The 19,805-nt window shown below is 63.2% G+C and carries 19 protein-coding genes; 18 read left to right on the top strand and 1 reads right to left on the bottom strand.

Annotated elements, in window-relative coordinates; genetic code table 11:
- Nucleotides 1-69: 69 nt before the first annotated feature.
- On the bottom strand, nucleotides 70-1,014 hold the full coding sequence (locus K529_RS21920; RefSeq protein WP_005669349.1) for a LysR family transcriptional regulator: 945 nt from the start codon (nucleotides 1,012-1,014) through the stop codon (nucleotides 70-72).
- 333 nt (nucleotides 1,015-1,347) lie between these two features.
- Between K529_RS21920 and K529_RS21925 the strand changes: the two genes are divergently transcribed.
- The 18 genes from K529_RS21925 (at nucleotide 1,348) to K529_RS22010 (ending at nucleotide 19,787) form a co-directional block, all read left to right on the top strand.
- Complete coding sequence (locus K529_RS21925) at nucleotides 1,348-2,997, top strand: aminoglycoside phosphotransferase family protein (RefSeq protein ID WP_227512340.1); 1,650 nt, start codon at nucleotides 1,348-1,350, stop codon at nucleotides 2,995-2,997.
- Nucleotides 2,990-3,868 carry a GAK system ATP-grasp enzyme gene (locus K529_RS21930; RefSeq protein ID WP_005676292.1) on the top strand — a complete coding sequence of 293 codons (879 nt, stop codon included), beginning with the start codon at nucleotides 2,990-2,992 and terminating at the stop codon, nucleotides 3,866-3,868. The genes K529_RS21925 and K529_RS21930 overlap by 8 nt, the downstream gene beginning before the upstream one ends.
- Nucleotides 3,865-4,935, top strand: coding sequence for an HprK-related kinase B (locus K529_RS21935; protein ID WP_046002256.1), 1,071 nt, complete (start codon nucleotides 3,865-3,867; stop codon nucleotides 4,933-4,935). The genes K529_RS21930 and K529_RS21935 overlap by 4 nt, the downstream gene beginning before the upstream one ends.
- Entirely contained in the window at nucleotides 4,928-5,611 is a 684-nt protein-coding gene (locus K529_RS21940; protein ID WP_046002255.1) for a histidine phosphatase family protein, read from the top strand. Before K529_RS21935 ends, K529_RS21940 begins: the two co-directional genes overlap by 8 nt.
- A 27-nt stretch (nucleotides 5,612-5,638) precedes the next feature.
- Entirely contained in the window at nucleotides 5,639-6,943 is a 1,305-nt protein-coding gene (locus tag K529_RS21945) for a metallophosphoesterase (protein WP_046002254.1), read from the top strand.
- Nucleotides 6,944-6,964: 21 nt separating this feature from the next.
- Nucleotides 6,965-7,237, top strand: coding sequence for an amphi-Trp domain-containing protein (locus K529_RS21950; RefSeq protein WP_005643328.1), 273 nt, complete (start codon nucleotides 6,965-6,967; stop codon nucleotides 7,235-7,237).
- 593 nt (nucleotides 7,238-7,830) lie between these two features.
- Nucleotides 7,831-8,763, top strand: coding sequence for a 3-oxoacyl-[acyl-carrier-protein] synthase III C-terminal domain-containing protein (locus K529_RS21955; RefSeq protein WP_005643330.1), 933 nt, complete (start codon nucleotides 7,831-7,833; stop codon nucleotides 8,761-8,763).
- Nucleotides 8,764-8,805: 42 nt separating this feature from the next.
- On the top strand, nucleotides 8,806-9,075 hold the full coding sequence (locus K529_RS21960; RefSeq protein WP_005643333.1) for an acyl carrier protein: 270 nt from the start codon (nucleotides 8,806-8,808) through the stop codon (nucleotides 9,073-9,075).
- Nucleotides 9,068-9,718, top strand: a complete 651-nt coding sequence (locus K529_RS21965; protein ID WP_046002253.1) for a hypothetical protein — start codon at nucleotides 9,068-9,070, stop codon at nucleotides 9,716-9,718. Before K529_RS21960 ends, K529_RS21965 begins: the two co-directional genes overlap by 8 nt.
- 4 nt (nucleotides 9,719-9,722) lie before the next feature.
- A complete protein-coding gene (locus K529_RS21970; protein WP_046002252.1) occupies nucleotides 9,723-10,349 on the top strand; it encodes a hypothetical protein in 627 nt (208 codons plus the stop codon).
- Nucleotides 10,349-11,710 (top strand): MATE family efflux transporter, encoded by a 1,362-nt coding sequence (locus K529_RS21975; RefSeq protein ID WP_046002251.1) that lies wholly within the window; start codon nucleotides 10,349-10,351, stop codon nucleotides 11,708-11,710. The genes K529_RS21970 and K529_RS21975 overlap by 1 nt, the downstream gene beginning before the upstream one ends.
- On the top strand, nucleotides 11,700-12,668 hold the full coding sequence (locus tag K529_RS21980; protein WP_046002250.1) for an alpha/beta fold hydrolase: 969 nt from the start codon (nucleotides 11,700-11,702) through the stop codon (nucleotides 12,666-12,668). Before K529_RS21975 ends, K529_RS21980 begins: the two co-directional genes overlap by 11 nt.
- Complete coding sequence (locus tag K529_RS21985) at nucleotides 12,662-13,648, top strand: 3-oxoacyl-[acyl-carrier-protein] synthase III C-terminal domain-containing protein (protein WP_005640360.1); 987 nt, start codon at nucleotides 12,662-12,664, stop codon at nucleotides 13,646-13,648. Before K529_RS21980 ends, K529_RS21985 begins: the two co-directional genes overlap by 7 nt.
- On the top strand, nucleotides 13,645-13,923 hold the full coding sequence (locus K529_RS21990; RefSeq protein ID WP_005640363.1) for a hypothetical protein: 279 nt from the start codon (nucleotides 13,645-13,647) through the stop codon (nucleotides 13,921-13,923). Before K529_RS21985 ends, K529_RS21990 begins: the two co-directional genes overlap by 4 nt.
- Nucleotides 13,923-16,361 (top strand): acyl-CoA dehydrogenase family protein, encoded by a 2,439-nt coding sequence (locus K529_RS21995; protein WP_046002249.1) that lies wholly within the window; start codon nucleotides 13,923-13,925, stop codon nucleotides 16,359-16,361. The genes K529_RS21990 and K529_RS21995 overlap by 1 nt, the downstream gene beginning before the upstream one ends.
- Entirely contained in the window at nucleotides 16,358-17,221 is an 864-nt protein-coding gene (locus K529_RS22000; RefSeq protein ID WP_005676189.1) for a beta-ketoacyl-[acyl-carrier-protein] synthase family protein, read from the top strand. The genes K529_RS21995 and K529_RS22000 overlap by 4 nt, the downstream gene beginning before the upstream one ends.
- Complete coding sequence (locus K529_RS22005) at nucleotides 17,218-18,222, top strand: beta-ketoacyl-[acyl-carrier-protein] synthase family protein (protein ID WP_110590763.1); 1,005 nt, start codon at nucleotides 17,218-17,220, stop codon at nucleotides 18,220-18,222. The genes K529_RS22000 and K529_RS22005 overlap by 4 nt, the downstream gene beginning before the upstream one ends.
- Nucleotides 18,198-19,787, top strand: a complete 1,590-nt coding sequence (locus K529_RS22010; RefSeq protein ID WP_046002247.1) for a class I adenylate-forming enzyme family protein — start codon at nucleotides 18,198-18,200, stop codon at nucleotides 19,785-19,787. The genes K529_RS22005 and K529_RS22010 overlap by 25 nt, the downstream gene beginning before the upstream one ends.
- Nucleotides 19,788-19,805: the final 18 nt, after the last annotated feature.

Consider the following 19,805-nt stretch of genomic DNA (forward strand, 5'->3'; position numbering starts at 1 on the left):
CTCAATCCTTACGGGTTCTCTCGCCTTTTCAGAAGTTGCGTCATCTGCACTTCACACGTGCATCTGACGTCATGTCTGATCGAGATCGGATTCTGTGAGCTTGGCCTGAGCACAGATGTCACGCAGGGTCAGACGCATCCAGCGGTGCAGTGGGTCCGCATCAAAGCGTGGATGCCATAGCATTGAGACCGTGATGCCGGGCACCGCAAAGGGCAATGCGCCACACACCATATCGCGGCGCAGGTTGCGGGTGTGAAGGGCTGGGACCGTCGCCACCAGATCGGTGCAACGTGCCAGCGATAAGGCAGCGGCAAAGCCGCCGACCACGACCTTTGCACTGCTGCTGTGACCCAGATCTGACAACGCCTTGTGGATCGGGCCGCGACGCTGATTGTCCGCATTGGTATGTCGCGCCACATCAACATGTTCGCACTCTGCATATTGTGCGGTGGTCAGCGCTCTGGCTGCGAGCGGGTGGGCTGCGCGCATCGCGTAGACAAAATGATCTTTCATGAGCGCTTGGCTTTGAAAATTTGGATCGGTCTTGGCGCTGATGACTCCCGTCTCAAGATCGACATTCCCGTCCCGCAGCGGGCGATTATTGTCGGCTTCTTTTTGTACGAACCGCAACCGGACCCCCGGTGCGTCAGCGGCCAGCTGTGTAATCAGAGCGGGGCCGAAGGTTTCCGCAAAACCGTCGCTGCTCCGCAGGGTAAAAATCTGCGAGACGGTTTGCAGATCGACGTCATGCATGGGGCTGAGCGCCGCCTCGATCTCCTCGACAAGCTGGGCGGTGACCTCCCGCAGCTCAAGGGCACGCGGGGTCGGCACCAGTTTGCGGCCCGTGCGCACCAACAACGGATCGCCCGTGGTGTCACGTAGCCGCGCCAGTGCCCGGCTCATCGCGGACGGGCTGAGTTGTAGGCGATTGGCAGCACCCAGTACGCTGCCTTCTTTCAGCAGAGCATCAAGGGTGACGAGGAGGTTGAAATCAGGACGCGAGGGCAATGGCAAACACAAAATCAGGACTAAGATCCCGTCACGTTAGCACCCGTGGAGCGGATGGCCAACGGGGCCGGTGATGGTGCGACGGTTGGTCGTTGTGTATGCGAAAAGTAGCTGTAATGTTGATTATGTTATAAGTGCTTATCTTGCAGTGTTGGCAGGTGCAGTCGGCGATACGCGAGCGGCAGACCCTGCTGGGACAGAGGGGTTGAGTGTGTTTCATCATCCGGTCTGCCACGGCCTCTATGCAAGTGCCGCGTGTTGGGGCATATAGCTCCTGAACACGCCGCGTTTCATGTTGATAGCGCGGCATTGTCATCCGCGCTCAGGAGCCAGCTTGCCGTGCCCCGATCCGCTACCCAGCCCGACGCCATCACCGAGAATATGTCTTTTCTCTTGGCGGAACTCGACGGGCAGCTCTCGCGCCTCATTGCCTATTTCGAAGCCCCCCGCAGTGAGGTCGCCGCGCAGTTGATGCAGCGCGCAGGCTATTCGAGCAACCTTGCCGGGCGGGTGCGCAAAGCCTGTCTTGCCGCGATGCTACACAAGAAGACCAACGAGGCGCGACGGCTGCGCCTGCAGGGTATCGACGCGGTCGCGCGCAACCTCGACCTGCTGTCGCGCCTCGGTCGGCGCGGGGTGGATCAGGCAGAGCGCACGCGCAAAGTGAAGCTGCTGCGCGCCGACACCTATGTGCCCCCTTTGCGGCTGGTGCGCCGCACGGTCGCCCGCGTGCAGGACGCACTCGACAATCAGGACAGCAAGCTGGCGGTGAAGATCGGCGAGACCCGCGGCGAGATCGCCACCTTCCACGACCGCCTGTTTCGCACCTACACCCGCGACATGGCCGAGACGAGACACACCGAAGATCTCGCCTATGCGCTGCTCACGCTGAACGAGGTCTCGCGCATGGGCGAGGCGCTGGAGGCCATCTCAGAAGCGCTTTTGTCGATCAACATCGGCCAGACTGTGCAGTTTGAACGCTATTTCACCCTGCGCAGTGTGCTGGCGGGCGTGGCGCGCGACCACGATGAAGAGATCAGCCTGAAGCCGCTGGCAGAGACCCGCTCCGGCTCGGCGATCTCCAGCGTCGAGATGCGCGACCGCAAGGGGCGTTCGGTGGCGGCGGTGTTCAAGGACGGCGACAAACGCAAAGTGAAAGAAGAGCGCGTTGGGGTCAAAAGCTGGAACTCGGTCTATCCCGGCCTCGCGCCGGAAATCCTATCCTATGAAAAGAACGGCCAGTCCGCCGCGCTGCTGATCGAGCACCTCGATGGCGAGACCTTTGAGGATATCGTATTGGGCGGCAGCGATGCGGCGCTGGCAACGGCGCAGTCCGCGCTGCACAAGACCGTGCGCGACATCTGGCGCACCACACTGACGGACGAGCCCGCGCGGATGGGCGCGATGGACCAGCTGGCCAAGCGGATGAAGGATGTGACGCGGCTGCATCCCGGTCTGGTGCCCGGCGCGCAGGGGATCAACGGGACCACGGTGCCGGGTCTGGCCACGTTGATCGCACGCGCGCAGACGCGGGAGGCGGCGCTGGCTGCGCCGTTCTCCGTCTACATCCACGGGGATTTCAACCTCGACAATGTGATCTTTGATCCGGTTGCGGGCAAGATCCGCTTCATCGACCTGCACCGCTCGCGCTACATGGATTACGTGCAGGATGTGTCGGTGTTCATGGTGTCGAATTACCGCCTGCAGGTGCTGGACCGTGCCACCCGCGCCCGCATCGGTGGGGTCGCCGTCGCCATGCATCAGATGGCGGAGAAATTCGCCCGGCGTCAAAAAGACGGCACGTATCACTATCGTCTCGCGCTGGGGCTGGCACGCAGCTTTGCCAGTTCGACGCGGTTTGTCGTCGACGAATATCACGCGCGACGGATGCTGCTCCGCGCCCGCTATATCCTAGAAACCGCGCTGGCTGTGCCCGAGGGGCGCGAAGCGCGGTTCAAACTTCCCGTGAAGGACCTCTTTCATGACTAAACGCATCGGGGTGATTGGTACGCCCGGAAAATGGTCCACCGAGACCCTGGCCGACGCCTTTGCCGAGCATAGCGGATTCCGTCAGGTGATCGACATGGGAAAGGCGATGCTGGACCTCGAAAAAGGGCAGCTGATTTGCGACGGGGTGGACCTGTGCCAGCTTGACGGGCTGGTGCTGAAGAAGGTGGCCGAGGACTACAGCCCCGATGCGCTCGACCGGCTTGAGATGCTGCGCGTGGCCGAGGCGGCTGGGGTGCGGGTCTTTTCCCCTGCCGAGAACGTCATCCGGCTGATGGATCGCCTCGCCTGCACAATCACCTTGCGCACCGCTGGCATCCCGATGCCCAAGACCGTCATCACCGAGGATGTGGACGCGGCTCGTAGCGCCTTGGACCGCTTTGGGGCGGCGGTGTTGAAGCCGCTCTTCTCCACCAAGGCGCGGGGCATGGTGCTGCTGGATGCCGAGGCCCCCGATGCCGATGCGCAGATCGCCTCCTTCAAGGCTGCCAACCCGGTGATGTATGTTCAGCAAAAGGCTGATCTGTCGGGCGAAGACCTCGGGATGGTCTTTCTGAACGGTGAGTACATCTGCACCTACGCCCGCGTCAGCCAGTCCGGTGCGTGGAACACCACGATCCATTCGGGCGGCAAATACGCGCCCTTTGACCCGTCGCCGGAGCTGATCGAGCTGGGCCGCCGGGCGCAGGCCCCCTTTGGTCTGACCTTCACCACGGTGGATATTGCGCTGACGCCTGAGGGGCCAATCGTTTTTGAGGTTTCGGCCTTTGGCGGCTATTCCGGTGCGCAAAAAGGCTGCGGCATCGATGCGGCGGCGCTGGTGGCGGCGCACGTATTGGCGGAGGTTTCATGATGACCTTGTCGGATATTCTCGCCCATCTCGACCTGTCTGCGGCAGGCGATGCGCCCTTTGGCCTATCTGTGGGCCATGTGTCGCTGACGGTTCACGCGCCAGAGCCGCTGCGCGCCCGGCTGATCGCCTATTTCGGCGAGACGATTACCGCGCCCGGCGGCGGCGCGCCGGTGCATCTGCTGGTAGGGCAGAGCCTTCCGCAGGAGCCCGACTGGATCGACTGGCAGCGCGAGGGCGGCAAGAGCGGGCGCAAGGATGCGGTGTGCGACCTTGGGGCTGCGCGGCTGATCCGCAAGGTGCGCAGCGGTGTGTCCTTCGTGCAAGCGCCGGGTGTTGCCATCGCGCTGGGGGCGCTGGCCGACAATGAGAGCACCGTCATCAACTTCATCAACACGCAGGTGCTGAACGCCTGTCTGCGCGAGGGATGGCAATTGGCTCATGCGGCGGCGGTGACGGATGGCGCGCGCACGCTGGCGATCTCCGGCCTGTCGGGCGGCGGCAAGTCCACGTCGATCCTGCGGATGATGGATCTGCCCGGCACGCAGTTCCTGTCCAATGATCGGGTGCTGATCACGGGCGGTCCGGCGCGCGCACTTGGCATCCCCAAGCATCCGCGCATCAATCCCGGCACGATCCTTGGCAATCCGCGCCTGCACGGGATGCTCTCTGAGACACGCAAGGCCGAGCTGCGCGCCCTGCCACCCGCCGACCTTTGGGAGCTGGAAGAAAAATACGATCTGATCGTGCCGGAGGTATACGGGTCGGGGCGGATGCGCCTTTATGGGCCGTTGACCGATTTCTGGGTGCTCAACTGGTCGCATGACAGCGACCAGCAGACCCGCGTGACGCCCGTCACGCTGGCCGACCGACCAGACCTGCTGAGCGCCATCATGAAAAGCCCCGGCCCCTTCTACCAGCACGCCTCCGGCGCGTTCGAGCCTAACGGCAACAGCCCTGACCCCGCGCCTTACATTGAGGCGCTCAACGGGGTGAGGGTGTGCGAGGTCTCCGGGCGCATCGACTTCGACGCCATCGCCGCGGCGGGCAAGGCGCTGTTTCATGCCTAAAAGCTATCATGCCTTTTTTCGCCACGGGGCCTACCACCAGTGGGCGGACGTGCCTTCGGCCCGCCAACCTTGGGCGCTGACCGATGAAGGCATTCAGCAAGCACGTGCCGGCGCGCGGGTCCTGCATGACATGCTGGTTGAACAGGATCTGAGGCTTGCGCCCGTGGCGTTTTGCTCGCGCCAGTTGCGCGCATGGCAGACAGCGGATCTGCTGATCGCCGCCTTACGGGACCTCGGGCACGAAATTACTGATCTGAAGGAGACGTCTGCTCTGGCCGAACGCGGGCTGGGCTCCGCCGCCAATCTGAGCGTTGCGCAGATCGAACAGGCGCTTGCGGCCGATCCGCGCCACGACGCCCCTCCCAACGGCTGGAAGTCCGACAGCGACTATTGCCTGCCGCTCGAAGGGGCCGAGAGCCTGATGATGGCCGGGGCACGCGTTGCGACCCATCTGGAGCACCGCAACCGGCCGGACCGCGTGACGATCCACGTGGGCCATGGGGCGTCCTTCCGCCACGCCTGTTACCACCTCGGGCTGCTGTCTCGCGACGACATCGCGCGGTTTTCGATGTTTCATGCCCGACCGTCACTGATCTGTCATGAGGCGGATGGTACATGGCGGTATTTGGCAGGTGCGTGGAAAATCAGGGAACCAAAGTCCGAGCCGAAGGATTGACCCTGTAAGCAACATGGGGGCCCCGGCATGGATGATCTTCGAAACTTCACCACGACGGACGTCCTGCTGCCCCCGATCCTCGACACCGACGCCTGCATGGCGGATCTGCCGCGCCTGCTGGAACCTTGGGATGAGGCTGCGGCGGCTCCCGTGGTGGATTGCCTGTCGCGCGCGCGCAGTCATGGCGGCTGGCATTGGCCGGATCGTCCGGTGGTCTTTGTCTCGGACCCCCATGCGGATGCTGAGGGGTTCCTGCGTTCGCTCCTCGCCGCCGGGGTGATCCACCGCAGCAAGGGGCGGATCGGGCTGACGCCGTTCGGCCGCACCGCACATATCGTGCTGGGCGGCGATGCGCTGGACAAGGGGCCGAGCAATCTTGCGCTGCTGGACGCCATCGCCGCTGTGCTGGGCACCGGCGCCGATGTGACGATCCTCGCGGGCAACCACGATTTGCGGATGCGGCTGGCCATCGGGTCGGTGCGGGGGGAACGCAGCGCGCTCACCGAACATCTCTTTGTGCGCATGGGGCGCAAGATCCTGCCCGCCTTGCGCGAGGTGCTGACCCGCTTTGTCATGCCCGAGGATATTGCTGCCCTGCCCCCAGAGGCTGTGTGCAAGGCTCGTCTGATGCCGGGTGAGGATTGGTCGACACGATTTGCTAGAGCCGCGCGCCCTGAATTGCCCGCCAAGGTCATCACCAAGGAAATCCGGAAGCTCGAGGAAAAACGCGCCAAGTTCGAGGCCGACCGCGCCCGCATCGGCATGACCCACCGGGAGCTGCTGGCGGCGCTGTTGAAATGCCACGATATCTTTTTGGAACCCGAAGGGCATTACGCTTGGTTCTTTGAGCGGATGCAGGCGGTCGCGCGCTCTGGCTCATTGCTGTTCGTCCACGCCGGGTTGTGTGATGACATGGCGCGCGCGCTGGTGCGCGATGGGGTTGAGGCGGTGAATGCGGCCTATGCGCGTGCCGCCGAGGGGGCGAGCTTGGGCTTTTACTTTGGACCCTTGGCGAACCTCGTTCGGACGAAATACCGGGCTTCCGACTGCGCCCTGACCGTGGCAGGCGTCGAGGTGCTCAACCGCGCCGGGCTGCACATGGTGGTGCAGGGCCATGTGAACAACCACGCAGGCCAGCGTTTGCTGGCCAAGCGGGGCCTGCTGCATCTGGAGGCGGACATCACGCTGGACCGTGCCTCTCGGGCGCTCGAAGGGCTCGATGGCATTGGGGCCGGGGCGACCTTGATCTTTCCGTCGGGGGATGTGATCGGTTTAAGCCGAGACCACCCGCGCGCCAAGCACTTCGCCCCGGAACGCATGGCGGCCCACTGACCGCATTGCAAGGATCCTCGCATGAGCACAGACAAGCGTTTTTCTCACGAATCTCTGCAAGACGCCAAGACGATCAAGACCCTGTTGTCCGCGCTGTCGAAAGGCTTTGCCAAGGGGGAAATGTCGCTGGGCGATGACGATGAAACACTGGTGCTGCAAACCGCTGACCTGATGACCCTGCGTCTGAAGGGAGAACGGGTCGACGGGCGCTGCACCGTCAGCCTGCGCGTGAGCTGGACCGACCCGGACGCGCCAGAGACCGGCAAGACCGGAGCGCCACGGATCGACAGTTGATCTTGATACCTGTCCCAATTTGCCGCAGGCGAAGGCTGGTTGTGGCGGCGTTTTTGGTTCTGGACAGATCGCTCATGTGCTGATCAGCAGATGCAAATTTCTGTCGAGCAGTCGCCACAAAATTCGCTCTCGTAAATTTAAGCCTGCCTGACCTTGCAGGCGGTTTGTTGATCGCTCAAAACTCCGCTGATCGTCCACCTGACCCAACCCCAAAGAGAACCCCAAAGAGACAGTGCGCTCACGGTGTTTGAGGATGGCATACGAGGGCCAAGAAACGGGATTCGGGACCTCAGAAATCAGGTTTGAGCCAGAATGCAGAAGGTCCAAATTGCGCGGGATTCTGACTGGCGGGTCAATGTTGCTTCTTTTGATGGCAACAAAATCAGGGATTTACCTGAAAAGCATATATCGAAAATTTACCATGAATCGCAGGATCTTATCGTGATCTAGGCCGAATTTCGCCGGTGCGGCACATGTCCTAATTCGCAATCTAGCGCGTCCTATTTCGCGAAATTGGACGCCCCGGATTTTACGCCGTTGTAGCGCTTTTGAGGTCGCCAGACGTTTTGGCGGCAGAAAAGAGGAACGGCCCCATGACAAGCCTGTGTCACATCGCGCTGTCCCACGACAGTGGTCGAAAAGTCCCCGTCGCAGAGCTGGGTGGCAGCCACGGGCTGACCGCCGCCTCGGCCAAGATGTATGATCGGTTTTTCGGATTACAATCGGTGCTGCGTCAAAATAGTGACCAGACTCATATGCTTGGGTCGGTGCTGCAAAAGGCCGTCGCCAGCCTGCCAGATCAGGGACAGACACCGGGGGTCTTGGTCTATTGCAAGACCCAGACCCACAACACGCAGAGCGATCAGAACTGGCTGCGGCGCTTGGCCGATGCTGCGGGTTTGGCGCATTGGGAAGTGCATGCGCTGTCAATGACAAGCTGCGCCTCGGCGCTGGTTTGTCTGCATTTCATTCAGTCCTGCGGCACCACCGCGCCGGTGATTGTGCTGACCGGCGAGAAAGCCTTTCACCCCTCGGTGGCCCGCCTGACCGTGGGGCTGCTGGCAGAAGTGCCAGTGGCGGCGGTGCTGAACGGTGGGCCGGGATCATGGCGGGTTCGTGCAACCGACGTGCGGCACCTGCCCCGGTTTCATATCAATCCCGAAGCGATGGACGCGCAGGACCGCAGCGCCCTGCAAGAGGTCTATGCGCCGGAACTCACCCGTTTTATCGCCGGTTTCCTTGAACAACATGCTGCGGCTCTCGACCCGGAGTTGGTGTTTGTTCCGCATAACCTGAACCGCCCGCTGACCGATGCCTTGATCCGGGAGTTCGGCTGGGAAGAGCAACATCATGCGGGCGATGTGACGCAGATCGGTCACGCCTATTGTTCGGACCCCTTTCTCAACCTCGACGCCTTTGTGCAATCGCGCCGGCCCGCGCAGCAGGTGCTGCTGCTGGCGGCGGGCACTGGCGTGACCTTTGCAACCTGCCTGCTGGAGCGATCCACCGTCCCCGAAACCGTCTGATCCTGTGATCCAACCCTTTGCTGAAATACAAGGAAGCCTTTTATGAACACCACCATTTCCACAGCCATCGCCGAGGTTCTCACTGAGGTTCTGGAACGCCCCGTTACAGATCTGCGCCCCGAGATGCGGTTCGACCGGGATTTCGACCTCGACAGCTATATGTTTGTGCAGTTCCTGCTGGGGCTAGAAGACAAGCTGCCGGGGCTGCGGTTTGATCCTGAAACCATCGGTCAGGCCGGGTTCAACACCATGGAAAATCTGGTCCAGCATGTGGAGGCAAGCCTTGCCCGCGCGGAGCAGGCGCATGCTTGATCGGGTCGCCGGATCACCTGTGGAGCAGGTGTTTGAAACCGCGCGCAAGGCGCATCCCGCGCAGGCATTGCAGGCGACCTGTCTGCTGGCCACCGGACGGGATGGCTTTTTGGCCGGTGCCTGTCATGCGGTGCATCGCTCGGGCGCGCCGCTGGTGGCGCTGTCGAATACGCCGGTTGAGGTCGTGATCCGCGACACCGAACAGGAGCCGGGCATCGCCTGTTTTGATCTGGTGCTGTCGCAGCTGGAGCCGCGCGCGCCGCAGGCGATACCGCCACAGGTGCATACGTTGGTCGTGGCGCTGCGGGCGGGCTTGCTGGCGCGGACCATGGATCTGGCATTTCTGCATCTGCAGGATCGTGAAAGCCTCGGTCAGAAGACCTTGCATCACCAGTTGGTAAAGTCGCGGTTCTCGGACACCAGCGCGTTCCTCAGTCAGTTGCGCCGGGAATTGGCCGTTGTGGGCAGCGAAGGCATCGTCGACTCGCCGGGGCGGCTGCATAACGCAATCGACACCCATCTGCTGCATTGCGCCAAACTGATGGGCGGGCACGGGCTGCGAGACGCGGCAGTGCATGGGCTGGAATATCTGTCGGTGCTGATCCGCGCGACATTGGCCAGCCAGCAGGGCACCGGAGTGTGATCCGATGATGAGTCGCTCCCACCACTCTGAGGTACAGCTGCTTGCGGCGGGATCGCTGCCGGATCGCCCCAGCGCCCGCCCGCTGCTGTTTTCCTGCGACGCCGCGGACGCCGCCCCGGCTGACCCCTGCCGCCCCGCGCGGCTGGAGGCCTGGCACCGCCTGCACAGCGCGGCCACGGGGCCGACCGGGGCGGTGGCGCATTTGTTTCAAGGGGCGGGACCTGGTCCGGACCTTCATGCGCAGCGCTTGCGCGAGGACTGGCAGCGGCTCTGCGCCGAGACCGACACGCCCCTGCTGGTCTATCTGCATTGCGGGCATCAGCCCGACACCCGCAGTCCGGTGCTGCAACATCTGCTGCAAACGCTCGATCACCATGGCGCTGTGCATGCGCTGCGGGTCGAATGCCGCCGGTCTTTGCGCGACGCCATGGTGCTGGCGCGTGCCCTGACAGCCAACAGCAGCCTGTCGCTGGTGCTGCGCGACCCCACGGAACGCCTGAGCATGCGCCCGGAGCGCAGCCGCCCGCTGCGGTTTGCGCTGCTGGCCACCCGAGACCGTGCCAGCGCCTTTGCGGCGCGCCACGCGCCCATGTCCGGCACTTTTGCCGCCACGCCGATCAGGAGCCTATGATGCAAACTGCCAATACCACCGCCGACGCGCTTCTTGACGCGCCCAGACCGTCGGTCTGGCATACGCTGTCGCGCATTCTGCTGCTTGCCCTGCCGTTTGCGGTGGGTGCAGCGGCGACCTCGACGCTGAATTTGGGCAAAGTGGCCCTGCTGGCGCGGGTGCCGGACACTGGCGCGCTGGCCACGCTGTCGCTGCTGCAACCGAGCTTCATCCTTGCGCTGGCCATCATGGAAGGTCTGGCGATCACCGCGCAGGTGTTCAGTGCCCGTTCACGCCACAACTGGCCCCGCCGGGGCACCCAGCGTGCGGTGTATCGCCTGTGTCGCAATGGCGTGCTGCTGTTTGCAGTGGTCGCCGCACTTGGCTACGCGGCCGCGCAGATGCTGACGGTCCAGAACGCGGAACTGCGCGTGATCCTGGATCATTTCCCACTGTTCATGCTGTCGCTGGTGCCCTTTGTGGTCTTTGACATCTTTTACGGCGCGATGCGCGGACAGGGCAAAGTGCTGCTGGGTCTTTTGCCCTTCATGGGGCTGGTTGCCCTCGATCTGAGCGCCACCTACGTGCTGGTGTCGGGCTACGGCTGGGGGTTTGAGGCGGTTCTGGTCGGCAACCTTGTGGGGCCGGTGCTGATGCTGCCGGTCATTGCCTGGCTGTTGCACCGCGAAGTGCGCAGCGGCGATGACAGCCCGGAAGAGCCCTTTCGTATCCGCATGCGCCAATTGCAGATCGGGGTTGGCATCCCGGTGTTCAGCTCGATCGTGGTGGGTTTTGTCAGCGCCTCGGTGGTGTTTCCGATCCTTGCCAAAATCGGTGAGGACAGCGCCTCTGCCTTCTTTGTGGTGCTGCGCTATCGCATCGCCTTTATGATCCCGGCCATCGCCATCGGCTCGGCCATTGCGATCCTCGTCAACCAATTGGCCGAGGAAGGACAGACCGCGCAGCGGCTGCGCTATCTGGTGATCGGCGTGCCGTTTATGCTCAGCCTTTACGCGGCGGTGACGGCTTTGTTGCCCCAGTGGGGCGGCGCGCTGGATCTCTTGGTGCCCGCGCAGGCCGAAGCGCTGCGTCAGGCCACCGACGAGATGTTTGCGGCATTGCTCGTTACCTTCTTTCTGGTCTCGGGCTCCGCCATGCTGCAGGTGATCCTAGAGCAGCTTGGCCGTGGGATTCAGGTGCTGGTGATTACCTTCCTCATTGAGGCGGGCACCTGTGCGGGGGTGGTTTGGGCGATGATGCAGGGGGCCGAAATGGGCCTGATCCTTGACATCCTGGTTGCCGCCGCCGCCCTGAGCTTTGGCCTCTTTGCGGTGCAGTTCCTGCTGCTTCTGCGCAAACTGGGGCGCGCCGATGCTGTTTGAGCTGGCCTATCCCGGCCTCTGTGCCTGGGCGCTGTTGCGCCGGGCAACGGGGCGCCCCACCCCGGCGGGGCCATTGTTTGCCTTTCGCGCCATTCGGGGGCGCATGCGGCGGCACGAGTTGAGCGGCCTCACGGCGCTCAATCCGCGCTGGGGCGCATGGCTGGCGCTGCATCGCTTTGAGCGCATGGTGCCCGGAGCCGCGCCGCAGATGCGCAGCACCTACGAGACAGGCGGCCTTGCAGAGCAGCGCTTTGGTCCCGTGGATGGGCCACGGGTGCTGCTGTTGCACGGCTGGAACGCGCGCAGCGATATGATGCTGCCGCTGGCCTTGGATCTGGCGGCACGGGGCGCGCGGGTGATCCTGCCGGATCTGCCCGGCGAAGGGCGCAACCCCGCTCGCCCCATGAGCTTTGGTGCCAAGGCCCGCATCCTGTCCGCGCAATATCGCAGCGAGAACATCACAACCGTGATCGGACATTCCGCCGGTGGCCTGATCGCGGCGCTGGCGCTGGAGGCAGGTCTGGGACGGGCGCGGCTGGTGACAATCTGCGCGCCTTTCTCGCTCGAAACGCTCCTGCGCGCCTATCTGTTTCGCATCGGCGCACCCAAAGCCCTGAACACGGCGCTTTTGTCTTATGTCGAACAACGCGATGGACGCGCGCCTGCCAAGGTCGGACCGGAGCTTTATGCCCATATGGGCGCGCGGATGCAGGTGATCCACGCTCGTCGCGACTGGCAGGTGCGGGCAAGCGAGGCCGATGCGATCCGCGCGGTCGTCCCGGCGGCGGCGTCAACGCTGCTGGATGGCTGCAACCACCATACGATCCTTGAAGATCCACGCCTGTTTGACGCGGTGGCGGGGTTTGTCTTGCCGCGCGCCGCCCGTCCCACCGTTCGCCCTGCTCCCCGGAGGTCACAAAGACCGCTGGAGCCGATTACGGGAGGGCAGCCATGCTGAACCTTATTGACCTCTCCGTGGTATTCCCCGCGCGACAAGAGAAACTGGTCGATCTGGCCGAGGATCTGTCGCTAAGCCGCAACCAGATCCGCATGTTCGATCGCTTTTTCGGCTTTGAGACCTTTCACTGTGATCATAACGAGCCGCTGGATGCGCTCTTGTCGCGTGCCACCGACGGGCTGATGGCGCGCAACCCCCATCACCGCGCCGCTCTGAGCCACGCGGTCCACTGTCATACACTGCTGACCACCCATGTGTTTGGGCAAAGTAGCGCGGTGGCGCAAAGCCCTGCGTGTCTTGCGGGTTTTGCATCCGAAGGTGTGGAGGTGTTCAGCGCCACCATGAACCATTGCGCCACCGGTCTGAGCATGTTGGGCCTGCTGGATCACTTGCTCGATCCCGGTGATCTGGGGCTGATCCTAATTGGCGAGAAAGCCTTCCACCCCGCCATCCGGGTGATCGAAAACACCACCATCATGGGCGAAGCGGCGGCGGCCGTGCTGGTTGGACATGCCCCCGGCCCGTTCGAAGTCGTCGATACGTTCGTGCGCCACGCACCGCAGTTTTGGAAGAACACCGGCCTGCGCGGCGAGAATTACCTCGAAGGGTTCGACAGTGCCTATCTGCACCTCGCCAGCAGCACCCTGCGCGATGCGCTGGCGCATTTTGACCGCACCGCGCAGAGCCTGCGCTGGATCATGCCTCATAACGTCAATGCGCCCTCTTGGTATCAGGTGGCCGAGGACGCGGGGCTCGATAAGGCGCAACTGCGCCTGTCGACCATCGGCTGTTATGGCCACTGTTTTGGCGTTGATCCTTTTCTCAACCTTTGGCGCGGGGCGCAGGACGGAGTGCTGCAGCCCGGCGACGAGGTGCTGTTGTTCAGCATTGGACTCGGTGCGACCGCATCCTGTGCGCTCTTGCGGGTAACGGATGTGCCGCTGCCCCTCCCCTTTCCGACAAATGGAGTTTCCGGATGACCGATATGACAGACACCATTTTTGCCAGCCTGAGTGACATCGGCCTTGGACCGCAGCGGATCGACCGGGCGCGCTCGGGTGATGCGCTGTTTGGCACCGGCGGGCTGCTGAACTCGATCGAGCTGGTTCAGTTTATCGTCGCGCTTTCAGATCGAACCGGCATGGAAAGCTTTGATTTCATGGAGAGTTTCGAAGGGGGCACCGGGGTGTTCGACAGTATCGCCTCCTTGTCTGGGTTCATCCTCGGACGCAAACCCCAAGATGTTGCGGTGTGATGATGGCTGAGTTTGAGATCATGCCGCAGGAGGCAGCACAGCTCCATGGGCTGGCCGAGCGCGTTGGCACGCCGTTTTATGTTTATGACGCCGCCTTGGTGCGGGCGCGGTATCGCGCGCTGACCCGCAGCCTGCCGGACGCCGGGTTCTTTTATTCGCTCAAGGCCAACCCCAATCTCAGCCTTGTCGGGCTCTTGGTGGCGCAGGGTGCGGGTGCCGAGGTCAGCTCTCGGCTGGAGTTGGAAACCGCTGTGGCGGCGGGCGCTCCGGCGGAGCGTATCCTGATGGTCGGCCCCGGCAAAGCCGAAGCGGATCTGGAGCGCGCGGTTTCACTGGGGATCAAGGCGATCGTGGTGGAATCCCTTGCGGAGCTTGACCAGATCGACCGGATTGCCGCCAAAACTGGCCGTTGTCAGCCGATTGCGCTCCGGATCAATCCAAATTTCAAGGTGAGCGGTGCACGCCTCAATATGAGCGGACGGCCGACCCAGTTCGGCATCGATGAAACCGCCATGGAGAGCGCGCTGGCGCGTGTTGCAGCGCTTGATCATCTGCGGCTGGCGGGGCTGCATGTCTATATGGGCACCCGCATTCTGGCCCATGAAACCATCGTGGAAAACACCCGTGGCATTCTGGAACTGGCCGCGCGGGTGGCGCAGACCCTGCCGGAACCAATGGCGTTTATCGACATCGGTGGCGGATACGGTGTGCCTTATTATGAGGATGAAACCCCGCTGGATCTCGCCGCCCTTGGCGAGGCGATGCGACCGCTGCTGCGGGGGTTCTGCGAGACCCACCCAGAAACTGCCATCGCCATTGAACTGGGCCGCTACATGGTGGCCGAGGCCGGGCGGTTTGTCACCTCGGTGCGACAGGTCAAAGCCAGCAAGGGCGAGAATTTCGCGGTCTGTGATGGCGGCTCAAACCTGCATAGCGCGGCGGCGGGACAGGGATTCATGCGCCGCAATTTCCCGGTGTCGCTGGTGCCACATCCCGCGCGCCAATCCTCTCCGGCTGAGGCGTCACCATGGAGCGTCACCGGCCCGCTGTGTACGCCCATGGATGTGATCGCCAAGGACGTCTCCCTTGCCACGCCTGCGCCGGGGGATCTGATCTGTATTCACCAATCCGGCGCTTACGGCGCGACGGCTTCACCGGTGAATTTTCTGGGATTTGGCGCGCCTGCTGAAATCATGATCGACGAAGGCACCGCAACGGTGGTGCGCGAACGCGCGCAGGTGCAGGCCTTTCTTGACGAGCAGATGCCGCGCCAGATCTCCATGCGCCCGGCGGTGACCGAGGCAGCCCTGCCCGCCCCCTTCGATCATCCTGCACTGGAGCGACTGGAAGCGGTGCGGCCCCTGTTTGAAACCACGGGCGGCAAATTGGCCCAAGATCCCGACGCCTGGCGCGACCTCTGGGCCGACCCGATGGTGCGGGCCCTGACGATGATTGGCGTCCCGGCGGAGTACAATGGCTTCCCGCTTGCAGAAAGTGGCCTTGGTCTGGAGCACTGCCCCCATGATCTGCACGTGGCGCTGGTGGAGCGACTGGCGCGATTTGACGCGGGATCTATCCTGGCGCTTCAGGGGCCGTCGCTTGCGGGCGGCGCGCTGGATGCGGTGGGCTCGCCCGCGCAAAAAGAACGCTTCTTTGGCGCATATCGCAGCGGGCCACAGGGCACATTCTTTGCGGTGACCGAACCGGAAGTGGGATCGGATGCCTCGGCGGGCAGCGCGGTGCTGCGCCTGACTGACAGGGGCTATGTGCTGAGCGGCAGCAAGATGCTGATTGGCAATGTCGCGCGCGCTCAGATCGGGATTGTCTTTGCTAAATTCGAGGACAGCGGGCGCCGTGCGCTGGTGCTGATAGAGCCGGATCGGGTGCGCGCGCATCTGACGATTACCCGCCTGCCCACCACGGGGATGTCGGGGGCGGATCTGTGCCGTATCGATATGCGGGATGTGCCCGTGGCGCAGGAAGATCTTGTCGCGGCACAATCAGAGCGGCCCTCGCTGCGCGATGGGTTCATGGCGATCAACGGGGTGTTTGAACGCTATCGTCCGGTGGTCGCAGCCTTGGCGCTTGGTAATGCGCGCGGCATGTTGGAGCGGCTGGCCCGGCATGGGCAGGCAAACGCCTTTGCCAGCGAGTTCCGCAGCCACGCCGCCCTGATTGCGGCGCTGGCAGATGTCTGTGCCGACGGTATGCGCGGTCAGGCCAAAGGGCACCGTATCAGCGAGATCAAATATCAGGCTGTGGCCTTTAGCGACGCGCTTGTGGCCCGTATCCCGCGCGATGCCCCGGCGGTGATGCTGACCGACCCGTTGTTGCGCCGCAAGATGCGCGACGCCAAGGGGTTTGAATATATGGAAGGCACGTCCAACATTCACGTGCTGAACGCCTATCGCGCCTATGTGGCGGGGGTGGCGTCATGACCCTGCGGCTCGATCCTAAAAACCTCGTCGGTGGCAGTTTTGGTGGGCTGGAAGAGCCGGTTGAGGACGCCGCCGACCAGCACGCCTATTGGGAAGATTTCAACACGCGCTTCTTTCGCTCCAACGGTCAGGAGTATGACAGCGCCCGGCAAAGCAATGTCGCCAATTGGCTGGCCGCCCCGGATCGAGCGTCCTTTGCGGCGATGGCGGGAGCACTGCTGGAGCAGTTGCAGCAAAACGATGCGCTGGACGATATAGATCTCGTGTTGTTGGCCCATTGGATGCCGGATCTGCATCTGGGCACCTCTGTCACAAATTTTGCGCTGCATCGGTTGGGGATTGCCGATGGGTTTGGGTTTGCCATCTCGGATCGCGGCCTGTCCGCACCGTTGTTCGCCATGGATTGCGCAGCGCGTTACCTGCGGCGGCAAGGGCGGCGGGCGCTGGTGATGACCATGGATCAAAAGCACCTGCTTTATCAGTCCGATACGGTCGCGGCGCTGCAGCCGGAAAACTCTGCCAGCCTGATGGTGCTGGAAGCCGGCACCGGGCCGGGGCTGCGCTACTGCGGGTATCGTCGCCACATCAACGTCGAAAGCGGTGATCTGCCTGCGGTGATGGATGCCACCTGTCGCGACCTCGGCCTGAAGCCCGAAGCCACGGTTTTGATTGCAGATAACGAGCTGGAAGGGCTTGGCGAAGGATTTGCCGGGTGGTGCGCGACCCAGCCCAGCCAGATGTGCGCCGCCCCGTTGCGCAGCCTGATGTCGCTGCCAGAGCCGGGCAACTGCCTGTTGCTGACACGTCAGGACCGCGAAGTCTGCGTTGTTGGCTTGGCCCAAGACGACGGGAGCGCATGATGCGACTGGCCAGCCTCGTCAGCCATATCCCCGCCGCGCGGCTAAGTGCGGAGGACATCATCCGTGCCGCCGGTGGCAGCCCCGCAGAGGCGCGGGTCTTTGAACGTATGTTCGGGCTCGATCATGTGGCAGCGGTGCCCGAAGGAGAGACGCTCTCACAGCAGTTCGATCAGGTGCTGCAAAAACTGACCGCAAGCCACACCGGGCCGCGCCCGGATGCGCTGATCTATGTGCATGGCCAACCGTTACAATATGCGGCGGGGCAGTCTCCGGTGCAGGTGCTATGCGCCAATCAACCGATGCTGGCCGAGATCACGCGCCGCTACGAGGTCGACCAGTACAACTGTGGTGGGCTGTTCTGGGCGCTGGATCTGGCGCGCACATTGCTGAACGCAGGGCTCGCACGTGCGGTCGCGGTGCTGGGCGGTGACAGCCATATCGGCCTGCCGCTAGGAGATCGCTATGTCCCCGGTTGCACCCTGATGGGGGATGCCTTCTGCGGGATGATCCTCGATCAGATGCCGGGCGGGCTGCAGGTGGGTGAAGTGGCCATGTGTACCCATCCGCGCTTTGCCCGCGGTCGCGCTGGCACCGCGACAGAGATGGGGGATTTCTTTGCCGCGCATGGCGGGATCGTCAGTCAGTCGCTGGCCCGAATTGGATTTGACTGGCAGGGCGATTGTGCGCTGTTGCCGCATAATGTGAACCGGCTCGCGTGGCAGATGTTTTGCCGCGAGACCGGCCTGCCGCAAAGCCGCCTGCGGTTGGGGCTCTTGCCGGACATCGGGCATTGCTACACCAGCGATCCGTTTTTGCTGCTGGAACAGGAGCGCCCCGCCCTGAGCGCAGGACAGTCCTGCGCGATCCTGTCGATCGGGATGGGTGGCTATGCCGGGGCCTGCATGATCACCCAGACCGCGACCGCCTCCTCAACCGCCCAGAGTAAGCCTGCCCCGACAGCGAAGGAGCATCACCCATGTTCGCAACTCATTCTCTCCTGATCGATTTTCTCGCCAAGGCAGCAGAGACGCGCCCCGAGGCACCGGCCGTGCGCGATGCACATCATGCGCTGAGCTACCATGCGCTGCTCATGGCCGCCGCGCGCATAGCACGCACATTGCGCGCCTGTGGGGTGAACCCCGGTGATCGGGTGCTGTTGTCCTGTCCAAACTCGGTGGGCTTTGTGGTTGCCTATTGGGGCATCGTGGCCTGCGGCGCCGTGGCAGTCCCAATCAACCCCGGCACCCCGGTGGCAAAGCTGGCCTTTGTCCTGAAGGATTGCACCCCGGCCGCGGTGATCGGCGATCCCAATAGCGCAGATACATTGCGCGCCGCATTGGCAGAAACAGGTCAGGCCACGCCGCTGCTGAGTGACGCGCTCGTCACCTGCATTGCGGCGGCGCAGGCGGGGGAGGTGGTCGAAACCCTGCCTGCCCCACAGGTGATAGATCAGGATCTGGCGACATTGATTTACACCTCCGGGTCCACGGGCACCCCTAAGGGTGTGATGCTGTCGCATCTCAATATGACCAGCGCGGCGCGATCCGTGGCGAGCTATCTTGGCTATAGCGCAGGGGACCGGATCTTTTGCGCAGTGCCGATGACCTTTGATTACGGGCTGCATCAGATCACCATGGCCGCGCTATGTGGCGCGGAAGTCTATGCAGAACCGGGGTTTGCGCAGCCGCTCTTTGGTCTCAAACATCTGGCCCAAAGCCGCGCGACAGTGTTTCCGGTGGTGCCGACGATGGTGCCGCTGATTGCGCCCTGGGCCGAGCGGTTCGATCTCAGTGCGGTGCGGCTGGTGTCCTCAACGGCAGCGGCGCTGCATGTGGAGCTGATCGACCAGCTTGAGGCTGCGCTGCCGCAGGCGACCGTGTTTTCCATGTATGGTCTGACCGAGTGCCACCGCTGCACCTATCTGCCGCCAGAGCAGCTCAGCAAACGGCGCAGCAGCGTCGGGCTTGCCATCCCCAACACTGAGATGTGGGTGGTAGACGCCGCCGGTGAGATGCACCGCCACAGCGCCACCGGAGAGCTGGTCATTCGGGGCAGCACGGTGATGAAAGGGTATTGGAACAACCCGAACGCCACCGCCAAACGCCTGCGCCCCGGCCCCTTCCCCGGAGAGCAGGTGCTTTATACCGGTGATACCTGCCGTCTGGACGATGCGGGGTATCTCTATTTTGTGGGGCGCAGCGACGACATTTTGAAAATCGCTGGCGAAAAAGTGGCCCCCTCAGAGGTCGAAGCCGCATTGATCGCACACCCCGAAGTGGCGGAAGTCTGCGTGCTCGGTGCATCGCACCCGGTGCATGGGCAGGTCTGCCACGCGCATGTGACGCTGACCCAAACCGGCACCACAACCCGCAGCGATCAGGACCTCATTCAGTGGTGTAAAAGCCGCCTCGACAGTCACGCGGTGCCTGCGCGCATCCTGATCCATGACCAGATGCCCCGCACCCAGAATGGCAAGCTCGACCGCACCGCGTTGCAGGCGATTGCCGCCGCCCCCCGCCCCGCAGCCAAAGCCCCTCGCAGCAAAGACCTGACAGCAGCCGAATAACGCCGCCCGTCGCTTATC

The organism is Tritonibacter mobilis F1926 (assembly GCF_000376545.2).
Classification (GTDB): Bacteria; Pseudomonadota; Alphaproteobacteria; order Rhodobacterales; family Rhodobacteraceae; genus Epibacterium; species Epibacterium mobile.

What these genes read in the sequence shown, in the direction of transcription:
- K529_RS21930 (WP_005676292.1), top strand. Translation starts at nt 2,990, where the DNA reads ATGACTAAACGCATCGGGGTGATTGGTACGCCCGGAAAATGGTCCACC.
- K529_RS21935 (WP_046002256.1), top strand. Translation starts at nt 3,865, where the DNA reads ATGATGACCTTGTCGGATATTCTCGCCCATCTCGACCTGTCTGCGGCA.
- K529_RS21940 (WP_046002255.1), top strand. Translation starts at nt 4,928, where the DNA reads ATGCCTAAAAGCTATCATGCCTTTTTTCGCCACGGGGCCTACCACCAG.
- K529_RS21945 (WP_046002254.1), top strand. Translation starts at nt 5,639, where the DNA reads ATGGATGATCTTCGAAACTTCACCACGACGGACGTCCTGCTGCCCCCG.
- K529_RS21950 (WP_005643328.1), top strand. Translation starts at nt 6,965, where the DNA reads ATGAGCACAGACAAGCGTTTTTCTCACGAATCTCTGCAAGACGCCAAG.
- K529_RS21955 (WP_005643330.1), top strand. Translation starts at nt 7,831, where the DNA reads ATGACAAGCCTGTGTCACATCGCGCTGTCCCACGACAGTGGTCGAAAA.
- K529_RS21960 (WP_005643333.1), top strand. Translation starts at nt 8,806, where the DNA reads ATGAACACCACCATTTCCACAGCCATCGCCGAGGTTCTCACTGAGGTT.
- K529_RS21965 (WP_046002253.1), top strand. Translation starts at nt 9,068, where the DNA reads ATGCTTGATCGGGTCGCCGGATCACCTGTGGAGCAGGTGTTTGAAACC.
- K529_RS21970 (WP_046002252.1), top strand. Translation starts at nt 9,723, where the DNA reads ATGATGAGTCGCTCCCACCACTCTGAGGTACAGCTGCTTGCGGCGGGA.
- K529_RS21975 (WP_046002251.1), top strand. Translation starts at nt 10,349, where the DNA reads ATGCAAACTGCCAATACCACCGCCGACGCGCTTCTTGACGCGCCCAGA.
- K529_RS21980 (WP_046002250.1), top strand. Translation starts at nt 11,700, where the DNA reads ATGCTGTTTGAGCTGGCCTATCCCGGCCTCTGTGCCTGGGCGCTGTTG.
- K529_RS21985 (WP_005640360.1), top strand. Translation starts at nt 12,662, where the DNA reads ATGCTGAACCTTATTGACCTCTCCGTGGTATTCCCCGCGCGACAAGAG.
- K529_RS21990 (WP_005640363.1), top strand. Translation starts at nt 13,645, where the DNA reads ATGACCGATATGACAGACACCATTTTTGCCAGCCTGAGTGACATCGGC.
- K529_RS21995 (WP_046002249.1), top strand. Translation starts at nt 13,923, where the DNA reads ATGATGGCTGAGTTTGAGATCATGCCGCAGGAGGCAGCACAGCTCCAT.
- K529_RS22000 (WP_005676189.1), top strand. Translation starts at nt 16,358, where the DNA reads ATGACCCTGCGGCTCGATCCTAAAAACCTCGTCGGTGGCAGTTTTGGT.
- K529_RS22005 (WP_110590763.1), top strand. Translation starts at nt 17,218, where the DNA reads ATGATGCGACTGGCCAGCCTCGTCAGCCATATCCCCGCCGCGCGGCTA.
- K529_RS22010 (WP_046002247.1), top strand. Translation starts at nt 18,198, where the DNA reads ATGTTCGCAACTCATTCTCTCCTGATCGATTTTCTCGCCAAGGCAGCA.